General features: G+C 72.0%; 14 protein-coding genes. 13 read left to right on the plus strand and 1 reads right to left on the minus strand.

The window, feature by feature from the left end; all coding sequences use genetic code 11:
* Nucleotides 1–43: 43 nt before the first annotated feature.
* The 7 genes from pdxH (at nt 44) to C1I95_RS13890 (ending at nt 6,066) form a co-directional block, all read left to right on the plus strand.
* Nucleotides 44–670: a pyridoxamine 5'-phosphate oxidase gene (pdxH, locus tag C1I95_RS13860; RefSeq protein WP_199523739.1), complete on the plus strand. Its 627-nt coding sequence runs from the start codon at nt 44–46 to the stop codon at nt 668–670.
* Nucleotides 667–1,962, plus strand: coding sequence for an MFS transporter (locus C1I95_RS13865; RefSeq protein ID WP_111214235.1), 1,296 nt, complete (start codon nt 667–669; stop codon nt 1,960–1,962). The genes pdxH and C1I95_RS13865 overlap by 4 nt, the downstream gene beginning before the upstream one ends.
* A gap of 18 nt (nt 1,963–1,980) precedes the next feature.
* On the plus strand, nt 1,981–2,910 hold the full coding sequence (locus tag C1I95_RS13870) for an aldose 1-epimerase family protein (RefSeq protein ID WP_111214236.1): 930 nt from the start codon (nt 1,981–1,983) through the stop codon (nt 2,908–2,910).
* A 43-nt stretch (nt 2,911–2,953) separates the two neighbouring features.
* Entirely contained in the window at nt 2,954–3,556 is a 603-nt protein-coding gene (locus tag C1I95_RS13875; protein ID WP_111214237.1) for a nitroreductase family protein, read from the plus strand.
* 190 nt (nt 3,557–3,746) lie between these two features.
* Nucleotides 3,747–4,052, plus strand: a complete 306-nt coding sequence (locus C1I95_RS13880; RefSeq protein ID WP_111214238.1) for a type II toxin-antitoxin system VapB family antitoxin — start codon at nt 3,747–3,749, stop codon at nt 4,050–4,052.
* A 38-nt stretch (nt 4,053–4,090) separates the two neighbouring features.
* Nucleotides 4,091–5,251: an acyl-CoA dehydrogenase family protein gene (locus C1I95_RS13885; RefSeq protein ID WP_111214248.1), complete on the plus strand. Its 1,161-nt coding sequence runs from the start codon at nt 4,091–4,093 to the stop codon at nt 5,249–5,251.
* Between the two features lie 80 nt (nt 5,252–5,331).
* On the plus strand, nt 5,332–6,066 hold the full coding sequence (locus C1I95_RS13890; protein WP_111214239.1) for a DUF4230 domain-containing protein: 735 nt from the start codon (nt 5,332–5,334) through the stop codon (nt 6,064–6,066).
* A 55-nt stretch (nt 6,067–6,121) separates the two neighbouring features.
* On the opposite strand, the gene C1I95_RS13895 is transcribed toward C1I95_RS13890, so the two are convergent.
* Nucleotides 6,122–6,328, minus strand: a complete 207-nt coding sequence (locus tag C1I95_RS13895) for a PspC domain-containing protein (RefSeq protein ID WP_111214240.1) — start codon at nt 6,326–6,328, stop codon at nt 6,122–6,124.
* A gap of 381 nt (nt 6,329–6,709) precedes the next feature.
* Here C1I95_RS13895 and C1I95_RS13900 point away from each other — a divergent pair, with 381 nt between their 5' ends.
* The 6 genes from C1I95_RS13900 (at nt 6,710) to C1I95_RS13925 (ending at nt 15,424) form a co-directional block, all read left to right on the plus strand.
* Nucleotides 6,710–8,143, plus strand: a complete 1,434-nt coding sequence (locus C1I95_RS13900) for an L-serine ammonia-lyase (RefSeq protein ID WP_111214241.1) — start codon at nt 6,710–6,712, stop codon at nt 8,141–8,143.
* Nucleotides 8,144–8,212: 69 nt separating this feature from the next.
* Nucleotides 8,213–9,040 carry an ABC transporter permease gene (locus tag C1I95_RS13905; protein ID WP_111214242.1) on the plus strand — a complete coding sequence of 276 codons (828 nt, stop codon included), beginning with the start codon at nt 8,213–8,215 and terminating at the stop codon, nt 9,038–9,040.
* Nucleotides 9,040–9,786 carry an ABC transporter ATP-binding protein gene (locus C1I95_RS13910; protein ID WP_111214243.1) on the plus strand — a complete coding sequence of 249 codons (747 nt, stop codon included), beginning with the start codon at nt 9,040–9,042 and terminating at the stop codon, nt 9,784–9,786. The genes C1I95_RS13905 and C1I95_RS13910 overlap by 1 nt, the downstream gene beginning before the upstream one ends.
* Entirely contained in the window at nt 9,783–11,768 is a 1,986-nt protein-coding gene (locus C1I95_RS13915; protein WP_111214244.1) for a DUF5941 domain-containing protein, read from the plus strand. The genes C1I95_RS13910 and C1I95_RS13915 overlap by 4 nt, the downstream gene beginning before the upstream one ends.
* 15 nt (nt 11,769–11,783) lie before the next feature.
* Complete coding sequence (locus C1I95_RS13920) at nt 11,784–13,973, plus strand: bifunctional glycosyltransferase/CDP-glycerol:glycerophosphate glycerophosphotransferase (RefSeq protein WP_111214245.1); 2,190 nt, start codon at nt 11,784–11,786, stop codon at nt 13,971–13,973.
* Nucleotides 13,974–14,122: 149 nt separating this feature from the next.
* A complete protein-coding gene (locus C1I95_RS13925; RefSeq protein ID WP_111214246.1) occupies nt 14,123–15,424 on the plus strand; it encodes an ABC transporter ATP-binding protein in 1,302 nt (433 codons plus the stop codon).
* Nucleotides 15,425–15,524: the final 100 nt, after the last annotated feature.

Below are 15,524 nucleotides of genomic sequence, written 5' to 3' on the forward strand. Positions count from 1 at the left end.
CAGGGGAGGGAACGTGACGGGGGACACACCGCCACCAGCGGGGATGCGGCACGAGTACGCCGCTGAATCCGGCCTGACCGAGGCCGACCTCGCGGGTGACTGGCATACCCAGTTCGATCGCTGGTTCGCCGAGGCGGTGGCCGCCGGGCTGGCCGAGCCGAACGCCATGGTGGTGGGCACCGCCGACGCCGCCGGGCGGCCGAGCGCCCGGACCGTGCTGCTCAAGGGGTACGACCCGGAGGGCTTCGTCTTCTTCACCAACTACCACTCCCGCAAGGGCGTCGAGGCGGTCGCCAACCCGTACGCCAGCCTGGTGTTCCCCTGGTTCCCGATGCAGCGGCAGGTGCTCGTCGCCGGCCGGGTGGAGCGGGTCGGGCGGGCGGAGACCGAGGCGTACTTCGCCAGCCGGCCGCGCGGCTCCCAGCTGGGGGCGTGGGCGAGCACCCAGTCGTCGGTGCTGCCGGACCGGGCCGCGCTGGAGGACGCGTACCGGGCGGCGGTGCAGCGGTTCGCCGACGAGGCGCCGATCCCCGCCCCGCCGCACTGGGGCGGGCTGCGGGTACGGCCCGAGTCGGTCGAGTTCTGGCAGGGCCGGGCCAGCCGGTTGCACGACCGGCTGCGGTTCCGCCGTGCCGAGGGTGGCTGGGTCGTGGAGCGGCTGGCCCCGTGACCGCGACCGAAACCAGCCGGCCGCGCGAGCAGCGCCGCTGGGCGATCGACCTGCGTCCGTTGCGGGAGCCGGCGTACCGGCGACTGTGGCTCGGCAACGCGATCGCGATGTTCGGGTTCCAGTTCACCGCGGTCGCCGTACCGGTGGAGATGTACGCGCTGACCCAGGACTCGTTCTGGGTCGGGCTGCTCGGCGTCGCCGCCTTCGTACCGCTGCTGCTCTTCGGGTTGTGGGGCGGCGCGGTGGCCGACGTCCTGGACCGGCGCCTGGTGCTGCTGGGCGGCTCGGCGCTGCTCTGGGTCTCCGTGGTGGGTCTGCTGGTGCAGGCCCTGCTGGGCGTCGGCAGCCCAGTGCTGCTGCTCGCGCTGGTGGCGTTGAGTTCGATCTCGTTCGCGATCGCCGGCCCGGCCCGCAACGCGCTCGTCGCCCGGCTGGTCCCGAACGACCTGGTGCCCGCGGCCACCACGCTGAACTTCACCACCGCGATGGCCACCTCGGTCCTCGGGCCGCTGGCCGCCGGTCTGATCCTGGCGCTCTGGGACCTCGGGATCGCGCTGCCGATCGCGTACGGGCTGGACGCCACGCTGCTCGTCGCCCTGGTCTGGGCGGCGCTGCGGCTGCCGGCCATGCCGCCCGAGCCGGACCCGGACGGCGGGCCCCGGCAGGCCGGCCTGCGCAGCATCGTCGACGGTTTCCGCTACCTGGCCGGCAGCCCGGTGCTGCTGCTGTCCTTCGCCATCGACCTGATCGCGATGGTGTTCGCCTACCCCCGGGCGCTGTTCCCGGAGGTGGCGGCGGAGCGGTTCGGCGGCGGCGCGGCGGTGGGCTGGCTGTACAGCTCCATCGCCATCGGCTCGCTGCTCGCCGGGCTGGTGTCCGGCTGGATCGGCCGGGTCCGCCGGCAGGGTCTGGTGCTGGTGGTGTCCGTCGTCGGATGGGGCGTCGCGGTGGCGGTGGCCGGGCTCGCCCGGCAGTTCTGGCTGGTCATCGGGCTGCTGGTGCTGGCCGGGATGGCCGACCTGATCAGCTCGGTGGTGCGACAGTCGATGCTGCTGGTGTACGCGCCGGACCGGATGCGCGGGCGGCTCCAAGGGGTCAACCTCGTGGTGGTGGCCGGCGGGCCGCGCCTGGGCGACCTGCGGGCCGGTGCCATGGCGGCCGGCTTCGGCAGCGGGGTGGCCTGGGTCGGCGGCGGTCTGGCGGCGGCGGCGCTCGCGGCGCTGCTCGCGGTGGCGTTCCCGGCGCTGATGCGCTACCGGCTACAGACCGCGTCGAGCGAACCGCGGAGCTGAGGGCTAGGGTCTGGCGACATGGACAGCCGCGAGCCGCGTCCCCTGTCAGGGGCACAGTGGACCATTTCCGCCGCCGGACACGAGGCGGTCATCGTCGAGGTGGGCGGCGGGGTCCGCACCTACCGGCAGGACGGTGTCGATCACCTGGACGGGTACGCCACCGACGAGCTGTGCCCCGGCTCGGCCGGGCAGGTGCTCGCCCCCTGGCCGAACCGGATCAGGGACGGCGCGTACACCTACGCCGGGCGGTCGTTGCAGCTCACCCTCACCGAGCCGGAGCGGCACAACGCCATCCACGGTCTGGTCAACTGGTCCTCGTGGCAGCTGATCGAGCAGCGTCCGGACGAGGTCACGGTCGGCTTCGACCTGCCGCCGCAGATCGGGTACCCGTGGCCGCTGCGGCTGCGTACCCGGTGGAGCGTGGGGCCGGACGGGCTGCGCGCCGAGCACGAGGTGACGAACACCGGTGCCGAGCCGGCGCCGTTCGGCTTCTCCGTACACCCGTACCTGCGGCTGCCCGGGGTGCCGGTGGAGGACATCGCGCTGCGGGTGCCCGGGCAGACCCGGCTGTTGCTGGACGCGCGGCTGCTGCCGGTGGGCGCGACCCGGGTCGCCGGCACCGAGTACGACTACACCGAGCCGCGCCGGATCGGCGAGGCGGTGCTGGATCTCGCCTTCGGCCAGGTGGCGCGCGAGGCCGACGGCGGCTCCACGGTGACCCTCACCGGCCCGGACACCTCGGCCGGGCTGCGGATCTGGGCCGACGACCAGTTCGGCTGGTGGCAGGTCTACACCGGTGACACGCTGGCCGGCGAGCGGTTCCGCCGGTCGGTGGCGGTGGAGCCGATGACCTGCCCGCCGGACGCGTTCCGCTCCGGCCGCGATCTGATCACCCTGGCGCCCGGCGACACCTGGCGCGGCGTCTGGGGCGTCCGGCCCGGGGTCTGAGCGGACGGGTTCCCGGGTCTGCCGGGCGAGTAAGGAGAGCAGCGTGGAGTTCGCGGAGGTCGTCCGGCACCGTCGGATGGTGCGGAACTACGACCCGGACCGTCCGGTCCCGCCGGAGGTGGTGGACCGGTTGCTGGATCACGCGGTGCGCGCCCCGTCGGCCGGGTTCTCCCAGGGCTGGGGGTTCCTGGTGCTGGAGGAGCCGGCCGACCGGGAACGCTTCTGGGCGGCCAGCACCCCGGAGGGCGGCGGGATGGAACGCTGGCTGACCGGGATGCGGCGGGCCCCGCTGATCGTGGTGCCGCACGCCAACCGCTCGGTCTACCTGGAGCGCTACGCCGAACCGGACAAGGGCTGGGCGGACCGGTCGACGGAGCGCTGGCCGGTGCCGTACTGGTACGTCGACACCGGCTTCGCCGCCCTGCTGATGCTGCTTACCGCCGTCGACGAGGGGCTCGGCTCGTGCTTCTTCGGCATCCCGCCGCACCGGTTGGATGCCTACCGGGAGGCGTTCGGCGTGCCCGAGGCGTACCACCCGATCGGAGCGCTCACCATCGGTTACCGTGCCCCGGACCACCGGTCACCATCACTGCGCCGGGGGCGTCGCCCGGTGGAGGAGGTCGTTCGACGGGGACGGTGGAGCTGACCCGAACCGGTGGGGTTTGTCCCGTTGAGAACCGGACGACCAGTAGCGAAACTGGCATCAGGGAGCAGAACGTGGGGTGCGTGGTGCGGCTACGCTGGCACGGTCATCGGCGCCGCGGGTCGCGGCACCACGCCGCGACCCGGCTCGGCGTCGTGGCTCGGCCCGGCCAGGGGGAGGGGAGCGTGCCGTCGTGATCTTCAGAGCGGTCCGGGACGGACGTCCCTACCCGGAACACAATCTGACACTGAAGCAGTGGGCGGAGATCCCGCCCCGGCCGTTGCGCCTGGACCAGCTCATCACCACCAAGCGCGAGCTGGCGCTGGACAAGCTCCTGGCCGAGGACTCCACCTTCTACGGCGACCTCTTCCCGCACGTGGTGCAGTGGAACGGCGGCCTCTACCTGGAGGACGGCCTGCACCGCGCGCTGCGCGCCGCGCTGCAACAGCGCAACCAGATCCACGCCCGGGTGCTCGTGCTCGCCGAGGCGGTCGAGTAACTCCCGTCGCCGGCTGAATGTTCGTTAAGGTGGTCGCCGTGAGCGCCGTGGACCTGCTCGACCTGGATTCGTCGCTGACCGAGGAGGAGCGGCAGATCCGCGCCGTCGTGCGCCAGCTGATCGACGACCGGGTACGCCCGCACGTCGCCGGCTGGTACGAGGCGGGCCAGGTGCCGGCCCGCGAACTGGCCCGCGAGTTCGGCAAGCTCGGCCTGCTCGGCATGCACCTGACCGGGTACGGCTGTGCCGGCTCGACGGCCGTCGCGTACGGGCTGGCCTGCCTGGAGCTGGAGGCCGGCGACTCCGGCGTCCGGTCGCTGGTCTCGGTGCAGGGCTCGCTGGCCATGTACGCCATCTGGCGCTACGGCAGCGAAGAGCAGAAGCAGCGTTGGCTGCCGGCGATGGCGGCCGGTGAGGCGATCGGCTGTTTCGGGCTGACCGAGCCGGACCACGGCTCCGACCCGGCGTCGATGACCACCCGGGCCCGCCGGGACGGCGACGACTGGGTGCTCACCGGCGCCAAGATGTGGATCACCAACGCGCCGATCGCCGACGTGGCGGTGATCTGGGCGCGCACCGACGAGGGCGTGCGGGGCTTCGCCGTACCGATGGACACGCGCGGCGTGACGGCGCGCGAGATCGGCCGCAAGATGTCGCTGCGCGCCTCGGTGACCGGGGAGATCTCGCTCGACGACGTCCGGCTGCCGGCGGACGCGCAACTGCCCGGCGCGATCGGGCTCAAGGCGCCGCTGAGCTGCCTGACCGAGGCCCGGCACGGCATCGTCTGGGGCGCCCTCGGCGCGGCCCGCGACTGCCTGGAGACCACCCTGTCGTACGCGACCACCCGCACCCAGTTCGGCCGGCCGCTGGCCGGCTTCCAGCTCACCCAGGCCAAGCTCGCCGACATGGCGGTCGAGTGGAACAAGGGCTACCTGCTGGCGCTCCAGCTCGGCCGGCTCGCCGACGCTGGGAAGCTGCGCCCCGAGCAGGTCAGCGTGGGCAAGCTCAACAACGTACGCGAGGCGCTGGCCATCGCCCGGCAGTGCCGGACCATCCTCGGCGCCAACGGGGTCTCCGGGGACTACCCGGTGATGCGGCACGCCAACAACCTGGAGAGCGTGCTGACGTACGAGGGCACCTCGGAGATCCACCAGCTGGTGGTCGGGCAGAAGCTCACCGGCGTCTCCGCCTTCACCTGAGTCTGGCTCGGCGAGCAGGTGTCGCACGTTGGGCTTAACGTCATCAACAGACAATGCGTCTGACGAGGACGGTGAGGGCGATGGCACGCGACGGCGACATCAAGAAGCCCACCAGCGAGTTTTCTGACGGCGACCTGCTCACGGACCGGCCGGATGTGCCGCCGCAGCAGGGCGGCGGTGCGGTGCGCGCCCTGCTCTGGGTGCTCGGCGCCGCGGCACTGGCGGTGGTGGTGCTGCTCGGCGTGCAGACCACCGGGATCCTGCCCGAGTTCCGTAACCCCTTCACCAAGGAGCAGACCGACCGCAGCCAGCCCGCGCTGCTCGAGTCGATGCAGGACCTCAGCCGCTACGTGGCCGCCGAGGGCAACTTCCAGGTCGTGGTCGACCTGCAGAACGACCGGCGCAACGTGCCGGACTGGCTGCTCAACCAGCGGACCCTCTTCGTCGGGGCGGGCAGCGTGGAGGCGTACGTCGACTTCGGCGCCCTCGCCGAGGGGGCGATTGTGCAGTCGGCCGACGGCAAGTCGGTCGAGATCAAGCTGCCCGCGCCGCAGCTCGCCGAGACCAACCTCGACCTGGACAAAAGCTACGTGTTCGCCGAGGAGCGCGGCCTGCTCAACCGGGTCGGCGAACTGATCGGCGGCGACCCGAACCGGCAGCAGCAGGTCTACCGGCTGGCCGAGGATCGGATCACCGCCGCCGCCAGGGAGAGCGGGCTGATCGCCCGGGCCGAGGAGAACACCCGCAAGATGTTGGAGGGGCTGCTCCGCTCGCTCGGCTTCGAGCGGGTGACCGTCACGTACCTCGCCCCCTGACCCGCGACGCCGGTCAGCCGGGTGGTGCGGATGTCGGCACCACCCGGCGATCAGGTCAGCGGCCGTGGATGAGGTAGCGGTCCTCGTTGGGCATGATGATCCAGAGCGCCAGGTAGATGATCAACTGGGAGCCGGGCAGCAGCAGCGACAGCAGGAACAACAGCCGGATGAGCCCGGCCGAGGTGCCGAAGCGCTGGGCCAGGCCCGCGCAGACCCCGGCGAACATGCGCCCCTGGCGGGGCCGGACGAGTTTGCGGCTCATCGTGTACTTCCCCTCTGCGGCGATGCACCGCTCCTGTCTCAACGCTAGGAGCGGGCGGTTGCCCTGCCCTCGGTCCCGAGGAGGAACACCACCTCGCCGACCCGTAGGTAGTTACCCGTGCGGTGGGAGGCCACTCGATCCGGATCGAGCGTGGTCACGGGCCGGTCCGGCAACGCGTGATCCACAAACTGATGGGTAACCGGAGGACAGGTTGGCGGGGGTTTGGGGTAGTAGGCTCCCCGGTCGGGCACCCCTTACCCGGGGTGCCAGCCACGGCCGGGTCACCCTGAGGACCGGCCACGACCGGGCCGGCTCCAGGTAGCGGAACCTGCCCCGAACGGCCGCTGACCGGCAACCCCGGCGGGGCGAGGAAGTGCAGTCATGATCAGTGTGTTCGACCTGTTCAGTGTGGGTATCGGGCCGTCCAGCTCGCACACGGTGGGGCCGATGCGGGCGGCGCGTACGTTCGTCGCCGGGCTCAAGGCCGACGGTCTGCTCACCGACGTCGTCCGGGTGCGGGCGGAGCTGTTCGGTTCCCTCGGCGCCACCGGGCACGGTCACGGCAGCGACCGTGCGGTGCTGCTCGGCCTGACCGGCGAGGCGCCGGAGTCGGTCGACACCGACAGCGTCGAGGCGCGGGTGACCGCAATCCGGGCTGAGCGGCGGCTGGCCCTGCTCGGCACACACGAGATCAACTTCGACCCGGACCGGGATCTGGTCCTGCACCGCCGCCGGTCGCTGCCCTACCACCCGAACGGGATGATCTTTTCGGCGTACGACGCCGCGGGGACCGAGGTCAGGACGCGCACCTACTACTCGGTCGGCGGCGGGTTCGTGGTCGACGAGGCGGCGGCCGGGGCGGATCGGATCAAGCCGGACAGCACCCGGGTGCGGTACCCGTTCCTGACCGGCGCGCAGCTGCTCGACGTGACCGCCGAGACCGGGCTCTCCATCAGCGAGGTGATGCTCGCCAACGAGCTGTCCTGGCGGGCCGAGGCGGATGTGCGGGCCGGTCTGCTGGACATCTGGCGGGTGATGCAGGAGTGCGTCGAGCGCGGCTGCACCCGCGACGGCACGCTGCCCGGCGGCCTGAAGGTGCGTCGCCGCGCCGCCGAGCTGCGCCGCAGCCTGGAGGCGGAGGCCGCGCAGACCGCAGGCCCGGGCGGCTCCGGGCACGGCGCAGGGCCCGGCGGCTCCGGGCACGGCGCGGCCGGGGATCCGCTGCACGTGATGGACTGGGTGACGCTGTTCGCCCTGGCCGTCAACGAGGAGAACGCGGCCGGCGGTCGGGTGGTGACCGCGCCGACCAACGGGGCGGCCGGGATCATCCCCGCGGTGCTGCATTACTACACGCGGTTCGTGCCGGGGGCCTCCGACGAGGGGGTGGTGCGGTTCCTGCTGGCGGCCGGCGCGATCGGGGTGCTGTTCAAGGAGAACGCGTCGATCTCCGGGGCGGAGGTGGGCTGCCAGGGCGAGGTCGGGTCGGCCTGCTCGATGGCCGCCGCCGGGTTGGCCGAGGCGCTGGGCGGCACGCCCGCGCAGGTGGAGAACGCCGCCGAGATCGGCATGGAGCACAACCTCGGGCTGACCTGCGACCCCGTCGGCGGCCTGGTGCAGATACCCTGCATCGAGCGCAATGCGGTGGCTAGCATCAAGGCGATCACCGCCGCCCGGCTCGCGTTGCGCGGCGACGGGGTGCACGCCGTCTCGCTCGACAAGGTCATCAAGACCATGCGGGAGACCGGCGCCGACATGAAGGTCAAGTACAAGGAGACGGCGCGTGGCGGCCTGGCCGTCAACGTGATCGAGTGCTGAGCGTACGGCTCGTCGGACAGCGTTCACCGGCTGCTAACCTGTCGTCCGTTCAGCAGGCGGGAGACGTCGGTGACCTCTGGCGTAGGGGCGTTGTGGTCGCACCGCAACTCGCTGCGCATCCTGGTCCGCCGTGATCTCGCGGTCAAATACCAGCAGTCGGTGCTCGGTTACTTCTGGTCGCTGATCGAGCCGCTGGGCATGGGGGCGATCTACTGGTTCGTCTTCGGTGTCCTCTACTCCCGCGACACCAACCGGCATCTCGGTGAGGCCGCCGGCTCGTACCCGCTGTTCCTGATCACCGGGATCTTCGCCTGGATGTGGACCAATTCGGCGCTGAGCGAGGCGACCAACGCGCTGACCGGCCAGTCCCGGCTGATCACCACGATGAACGTGCCCCGGCAGGTCTTCCCGATCGGCCGGGTCGCCGGCCGGTTCGCGGAGTACGCCGCCGGCCTGCCGATCCTGGCCGGCATCGCGATCTGGTACGCGGCCAACGGCAAGATCGAGCTGGGCTGGTCGCTGCTGGCCCTGCCGCTCGCGGTGCTGGTGCAGTTCTCGCTGCTGACCGGGCTGGCGCTGCTGCTGTCGGCGTTCAACGTGCTGATGCGGGACGTGGAGCGGTTCATGCGCCTGATCATCCGGGTGCTGTTCTACGCCACACCGATCATCTATCCGCTGAGCCTGGTTCGCGGCTCGGGCCTGCCCGGCTGGCTCAAGCTGGGCTACGAACTCAATCCGCTGGTCGGCATCTTCCAGCTGCACCACGCGGTGTGGTACCCGGACGAGTTCCCGGATGCCCGGCTGCTCGCCACCACCATCGGCGGCAGCCTGCTGCTGCTCGTCGCCGGCTGGTGGGCGTTCCGCCGGCTCGAACCCGCCGTGCTCAAGGAACTCTGATGGCCGAGTCGATCATCGAGGCGGAGGGCCTCGGCATCCGGTTCGTCCGCAACCGTCGCCGGCAGCTGCGGCTACGGGAGCTGTTCATCCACCGCGGTACGCGGGGCGCCTCCGACGGCCGGTTCTGGCCACTGCGCGACGTGTCCTTCTCGATCGCGGCCGGCGAGACCCTCGGGGTGATCGGCCGTAACGGCACCGGCAAGAGCACCCTGCTGCGGCTGATCGCCGGGGTGCTGATCCCCGACGAGGGCCGGATCAGGGTTCGCGGCGATGTCGCCCCGCTGCTGGAGCTGTCCGCCGGTTTCTCCAACGACCTGACCGGGCGGGAGAACCTCCACCTGGTGGGCGGGCTGCACGGGTTGTCGTCGGCGTACCTGAAGCGGCACTTCGACGAGATCGTCTCGTTCGCCGGCGAGCAGGTGGAACGGGCCATCGACACCTCGGTACGGCACTACTCGTCCGGGATGAAGGTCCGGCTCGGGTTCGCGATCATCTCTCACCTGCCGCACCCGATCCTGCTGATGGACGAGGTGACGGCGGTCGGGGACGCGGAGTTCCGCGCGAAGTGCTACACGACCATCGATCGTCTGCTCGGGGAGGGGCGCACTCTGGTGCTGGTGTCACACAACGAAAAGGACCTGACCCGGTTCTGTCGTCGGGGGCTCTTCCTCGACGCGGGCCGGTTGAGCGTCGACGGCACGATCGCCGAGGCGCTGGCCGCGTACCACGACGCGGTTCCCCGGTGACGCTCGCGATCGTGCTCGCCGCCGGGTCGCCGGCCGCGAGCCTGCCGACGGGCAGCGCGGGCACGTCGACGGGGACCGGTGAGTCGCTGGCCGACCGGCTGGTCGCCCAGTGGCACCGGGCCGGTGTCTCCGAGGTGCGGGTCGCCGCCGACCTGGACGAACTGGCCGACCTGGCCGGCGCGGCCAACGGCCCGGTGGTGGTCAGCGGCGCCGACCTGGTGGCGCACACCGCCGTGCTGCGGCACCTGGTGACCAGCCCGGTCGGCCCGACGGTGGCCCTGGTGCTCACCGACCCGCCCACCGGTGGGCGCACGGCGGTACGCGAGGAGCGCGGTCAGGTGGTCGACGCCGGTCCCCCCGAACGGTTGGACGGCGAGGCCACCGGCATCTTCGGTGGCGCGGTGCGGGTCGGCCGGGACGACCTGCCAGCGCTGGTCGCCGCGGCCCGGGCCGCCGCGCCGGGGGCGACGGGACCGGCCGTGGACCGGGCCTTCGCCGGCCTCACCGGGCAGGGTGCGCTGGTCTTCGCCCACCGGGTACGCCTGCTCGTCGCGCACCGGGTGGACGACGCGGCCGGGCTGGCCGGCGCCGAGGCGGCGGTGGCCGCCGTGGACGAGGACCGGGCCGAGCTGCGGCTCTCGGTGAAGGAGAAGGACGACTTCTTCACCACGTACTTCGTCAGCACCTGGTCCCCGTACGTCACCAAGGCGACGGCCCGGCTCGGGCTGAGCCCGACCGCGGTGACCATGGTGTCGGTGGTGTTCGCGGTGGCCGCGGCGGCGCTGTTCGCCACCGGCGGCCGGCCCGCGCTGGTTGCCGGCGCGGTGCTGCTCTACCTCGGGTTCGTGCTGGACTGTGTGGACGGCCAACTGGCCCGCTACACCCGCAACTTCAGCGCCTGGGGCGGCTGGCTTGACACCATGGCCGACCGGGCCAAGGAGTACCTGGTCTACGCCGGCCTCGGGCTGGGCGCCACCCAGGCCGGGTTCCGGTACGGCTGGGCCCTCGCAATCGCCGCGATGACGTTGCAGACCGTCCGGCACATGACCGACGCGTGGTACGGCGTACTGCACGACGAGGCGGCCCGTCGGCCGAAGAACGTGGGCGGCGGCGGGGCCGGCGGCATCGGTGACCGGCTGAACGCAGCGTCGAACCGGGTGCAGGCCGACTCGGGGTCGGTGTCGTACTGGCTCAAGCGCACCGTGGTCTTCCCGATCGGCGAACGGTGGGCGCTGATCGCGCTGGCCGCCGCGCTGTTCGACCAGCGGGTCGCCCTGATCGCGGCGCTGACCTGGGGCGTGCTGGCATTCGCGTACACCGGTGCGCTGCGTACGCTGCGGGCGCGCTGGATGTGGGTCCCAGTGCTGGACACGGTCGATGCGACCCTGCACCGCGACGACGGCCCACTGGCCGCGCGGTTCCCGGTGGCCCGCCACCCGGGGCCGCTGGCGTTGGCGATGCTGGCCACCTCGGTGGTTGTCGTCATGCTCCTGCCGGTGCTGCGCTACGGCGAGTTGTGGCCGACCTGGGTTCTGCTGCTCGGGCTGGCGGGGCTGCTCGTCGCGGCGGCCGGGGCCGGGGCGGCGCACAACGGGCCGCTGGACTGGCTGGTGCCGGCCGCGCTGCGGGCCGCCGAGTACCTGTTCGCCATCGCGGTCGGGGTGATCGGCGGGGCGCCGGCCTGGCTGATCTTCGGGTACGTCTTCGTGCTCACCCTGCACCACTACGACCTCGTCGCCCGGCTGGAGAAGCGGCAGCCGGCACCGCCGCTGCACGCCGCCACGCTCGGCTGGGAGGGGCGGTCGGCGTTGCTGGCGCTGGTGGCGATCGCCGGATTCGCGAGTATTGGTCTGGCTACACTCGGTATCTACCTCCTGGTGCTCTTCGTGGCGAGCGTGGTGCTGGCCTGGTTCGTCCGGCCGGCCCGCGCCGTGCGGGTGCCGGCGGTGCCGGCGGGTACGGGAGGCCGCGCGACGGGCTGACGGGGGGCCGGGACGATGACGCTGATCAGCTTCGTCGTCCCGGCCTTCCGCGTGCAGGGCTACCTGCGCGAATGCCTGGACTCGATCCTCGGTCAGCCGGTGGCCGACATCGAGGTGATCGGCATCGACGACTGCTCGCCCGACGGGAGCGGCGACATCTTCGCCGAGTACGCGGCCCGCGACGACCGGGTGCAGGCGGTCCGGCTGGATCGCAACGTCGGGCTCGGCCCGGCCCGTAACGTCGGGCTGGACCGGGCGGTCGGCAAGTACGTCTGGTTCGTCGACGGCGACGACTGGCTCGCCCCGGACTGCCTCGCCGAGGTCGCCGCCCGGTTGCACGCCACCCGGCCGGACGTGCTGATCGTCGACCACGTACGCGCGCACTGGGACGACACGGTGACCCGCAGCGCGATGGAGGAGGTCTTCCCGGAGCCGCCCGGGCCGGTCACCTTCCGGCTGCGTGACCGGCCGGAGACCCTGGAGCTGCTGCACACCGCCTGGAACCGGCTGTTCCGCCGGCAGTTCCTGGCCGACGTCGGGCTGCGGTTCGCCCCCGGCTGGTACGAGGACGTGTCGTTCAGCTATCCGGCGCTGCTGGCCGCCGAGCGGATCGGCGTACTCGACGTGGTCTGCGTCAACTACCGGCAGCGGCGGGCGGGTGCGATCACCAGGACCCGGGGCGACCGGCACTTCGAGGTGTTCGAGCAGTGGCACCGGGTGTTCCGGGAACTGGACCGGCTCGGGGCCGAGGAACTGCGCTCGGCGATCTTCGAGCGGATGATGTGGCACTACCTGACCGTGCTCGGCAACGGCAACCGGATCGCCCCCGAGTTGCGGCCGACCTTCTTCGCCCGGGCCGCGATCGAGCACGCCCGCCTCCTGCCGCCCGGCGGCCACCGGGTGCCCGCCGGGGTGGAGGGGCTCAAGCACCGGCTGGTGGCGGCCGGCCGGTGGCGGACGTTCAGCGCGTTACGGGCCACCAGCCGGGCGAGCGAGGCCGCCCGGCGGACCGCCGGCCGGGTCCGCCGCCGGGTGGTCCCGCCGGCCCGGTTCACCGTGCGGGCGGCCCGCGACGCGGCGCTGCGCGAATACCACCGGGCCGAGCTGCGCCGACCGCTCGACGACAACCTCGCGGTGTACGCCGCGTACTGGTTTCGCGGCTACTCCTGCAACCCGGCCGCGATCTACGAGGCGGCCCGGCGGCTGGCGCCGCAGGTCCGGGGGGTGTGGATCGTCCGGCGGGACCGGGTGCACACCATGCCGGAGGGGGTCGAGTACGTGGTGGCCGGCACGGCCGCGTACCACCGGGTGCTGGCCCGGGCGCGATGGCTGGTCAACAACGTCAACTTCCCGGACTCGGTGCGTAAGCGGCCGGGCTCGGTGCACGTGCAGACGCACCACGGCACGCCGGTCAAGGTGATGGGGCTGGACCAGCAGCGTTACCCGCTCGGCGCGACCGGAATGGACTTCGCCGGGCTGCTGCGCCGGGTGGACCGCTGGGACTTCAGCGTCACCTCGAACAGCTTCTCCACCCAGATGTGGGAACGCGCGTATCCGGCCGCGTACACCACGGTGGAGGTGGGATACCCGCGCAACGACCGGCTGGTCACCGCGACCACCGAGGACGTGCTCCGGCTGCGGGCGGCGCTCGGCGCCGCCCTGGGTGAGCAGGTGGTGCTGTACGCCCCGACGCACCGGGAGCACCTGCCGGGCTACCGTCCACCGTTCGACCCGGAGCGTTTCCTCGACGCGCTCGGCCCGTCCGGGCTGCTGCTGATGCGCAGCCACTACTTCCATGACCGGGACCGGGGGCCACGGCGTCCTACCGGTCAGCTGCGGATCCAGGATGTCAGCGACCACCCCCGGGTCGAGGATCTCTACCTCGCGGCCGACGTGCTGGTCACCGACTACTCGTCGGCGATGTTCGACTACGCGGTCCTGGACCGGCCGATCGTGGTCTACGCGCCGGACTGGGACATGTACCGGCTCACCCGGGGGGTCTACTTCGACATCACGGCGGAGGCGCCGGGCCCGGTGGTGCGTACCTTCGCCGAGCTGCTCGACCTGTTCCGCTCGGGGCAGGTCGCCACGCCCGCTGCCGACCGCGCGCGGGCGCGGTTCCGGGAGCGGTTCTGCGCGCTGGAGGACGGGCACGCCGCTGAGCGGGTGGTTCGTCAGGTGTTTCTCGGCGAGACGCCCGGCTAAGGGGTGAAGTTTCGGGCGATAGCCGCCACTCGATGGAACGTAATACGTCTGTCACGATTCGAACATGGCACGTTTACCCGATGTGCCGGCCGCATGATGCTCGTCACAGTCATTCGGGGTTCGGCCGGACAAGGTGGGGGAGGAGACGGGTGACCACCGTCGCGCTCAAGGATGTCACGAAGGTCTTCCGGGACGGCACCGTCGCTGTGGACACCATCAACCTCGACGTCAACGACGGCGAGTTCATGGTGCTGCTCGGTCCGTCCGGCTGTGGCAAGTCGACGGTGCTGCGGATGGTCGCCGGGCTGGAGGAGCCGACCTCCGGTGCGGTGATGCTCAACGGGGAACTGGCCAACGACCTGCCACCCCGGGACCGGAAGATCGCCATGGTCTTCCAGGACTTCGCCCTCTACCCGCACATGTCCGTCGGCGACAACATCGCCTTCCCGCTCAAGCTGGCCGGGATCGAGCCGAACCCGCGTGGCGAGCGGGTCACCGACGTGGCCAGCGCTCTCGGCATCGGCGACGTGCTGGCGCGACGCCCCAGCCAACTCTCCGGCGGGCAGCGGCAGCGGGTCGCGATGGGCCGGGCGATCGTCCGCCGGCCCGGGTTGTTCCTGATGGACGAACCATTGTCCAACCTCGACAGTGGTCTGCGGGCGGAGCTGCGGGCGGAGATCTCCGGTCTGACCCGTGAGCTGGGCGTCACCACCATCTACGTGACTCACGACCAGGCCGAGGCGCTGACCATGGCCGACCGGGTCGCCATCATGCGCAAGGGCGTGCTCCAGGACGTCGGCACGCCCACCCAGGTGTACGGCCGCCCGGCCACCCTCTACGTCGCCGCCTTCCTGGGCAGCCCCCGGATGAACCTGCTGGAGGCGTCGGTCTACGTCCACCTCGACCGGTACGTCACGCTCACCCTCGGCGAGCAGGCCCTCTACCTGCCCTGGGACGACATCCGCAGCCGAGCGGTGGCGCACTACCACGGCGAGCGAATCGTGGTCGGGATGCGAGCCGAGGCGCTCACCCCGGTCGCCCCGGACACCCCCGGCGACGTGCTCCAGGGCCGGATCCGCTACCTGGAGCACCACGGCCACGAGTCGCTGGCCTTCCTCGACATCGGCGCCACCGCGATCGTGGTCGACGAGGTCGGCGCCCCGGCGGACGCGGACAGCCCGCCCGGCCAGCGCGGCCTTCGCCGGTTCGGTCAGGTGATGCAGCGGTTCGCCGGGCGGGCCGGCGAGTCGGAGCCGGTCTCGACCAACGGCGGCCGGACCAGCGTGCTGCACGACCCGGGCCGCCACCACCGCCGCCCGGCCGAACTCGCGGTCCGCCTCGCCCCCTACCCCGCGGTCTCCGCCGGTCACCCGCTCGCCATCAAGGTACGCATGGACGCGCTGCACTTCTTCGACGAGCGCGGCGACCGCATCGACGTCGGCTGGCGCTGAGGTGTAAGGAAGGGCACCTTGTTAACGCCTGCGGTAGAGCAAGGGCCCCTTATTAACACGGCTTCGGGGGAATGCCCGTGAGGGGGCGGCGGTGCGGGCC

Origin of the sequence: Micromonospora craterilacus, from assembly GCF_003236315.1 — a bacterium.
GTDB classification, from domain to species: domain Bacteria; phylum Actinomycetota; class Actinomycetes; order Mycobacteriales; family Micromonosporaceae; genus Micromonospora; species Micromonospora craterilacus.

Coding starts and splice junctions, on each gene's coding strand:
- C1I95_RS13910 (WP_111214243.1), top strand. CDS start 9,040: ATGGCCGAGTCGATCATCGAGGCGGAGGGCCTCGGCATCCGGTTCGTC.
- C1I95_RS13900 (WP_111214241.1), top strand. CDS start 6,710: ATGATCAGTGTGTTCGACCTGTTCAGTGTGGGTATCGGGCCGTCCAGC.
- C1I95_RS13895 (WP_111214240.1), bottom strand. CDS start 6,328: ATGAGCCGCAAACTCGTCCGGCCCCGCCAGGGGCGCATGTTCGCCGGG.
- C1I95_RS13920 (WP_111214245.1), top strand. CDS start 11,784: ATGACGCTGATCAGCTTCGTCGTCCCGGCCTTCCGCGTGCAGGGCTAC.
- C1I95_RS13890 (WP_111214239.1), top strand. CDS start 5,332: ATGGCACGCGACGGCGACATCAAGAAGCCCACCAGCGAGTTTTCTGAC.
- pdxH (WP_199523739.1), top strand. CDS start 44: ATGCGGCACGAGTACGCCGCTGAATCCGGCCTGACCGAGGCCGACCTC.
- C1I95_RS13870 (WP_111214236.1), top strand. CDS start 1,981: ATGGACAGCCGCGAGCCGCGTCCCCTGTCAGGGGCACAGTGGACCATT.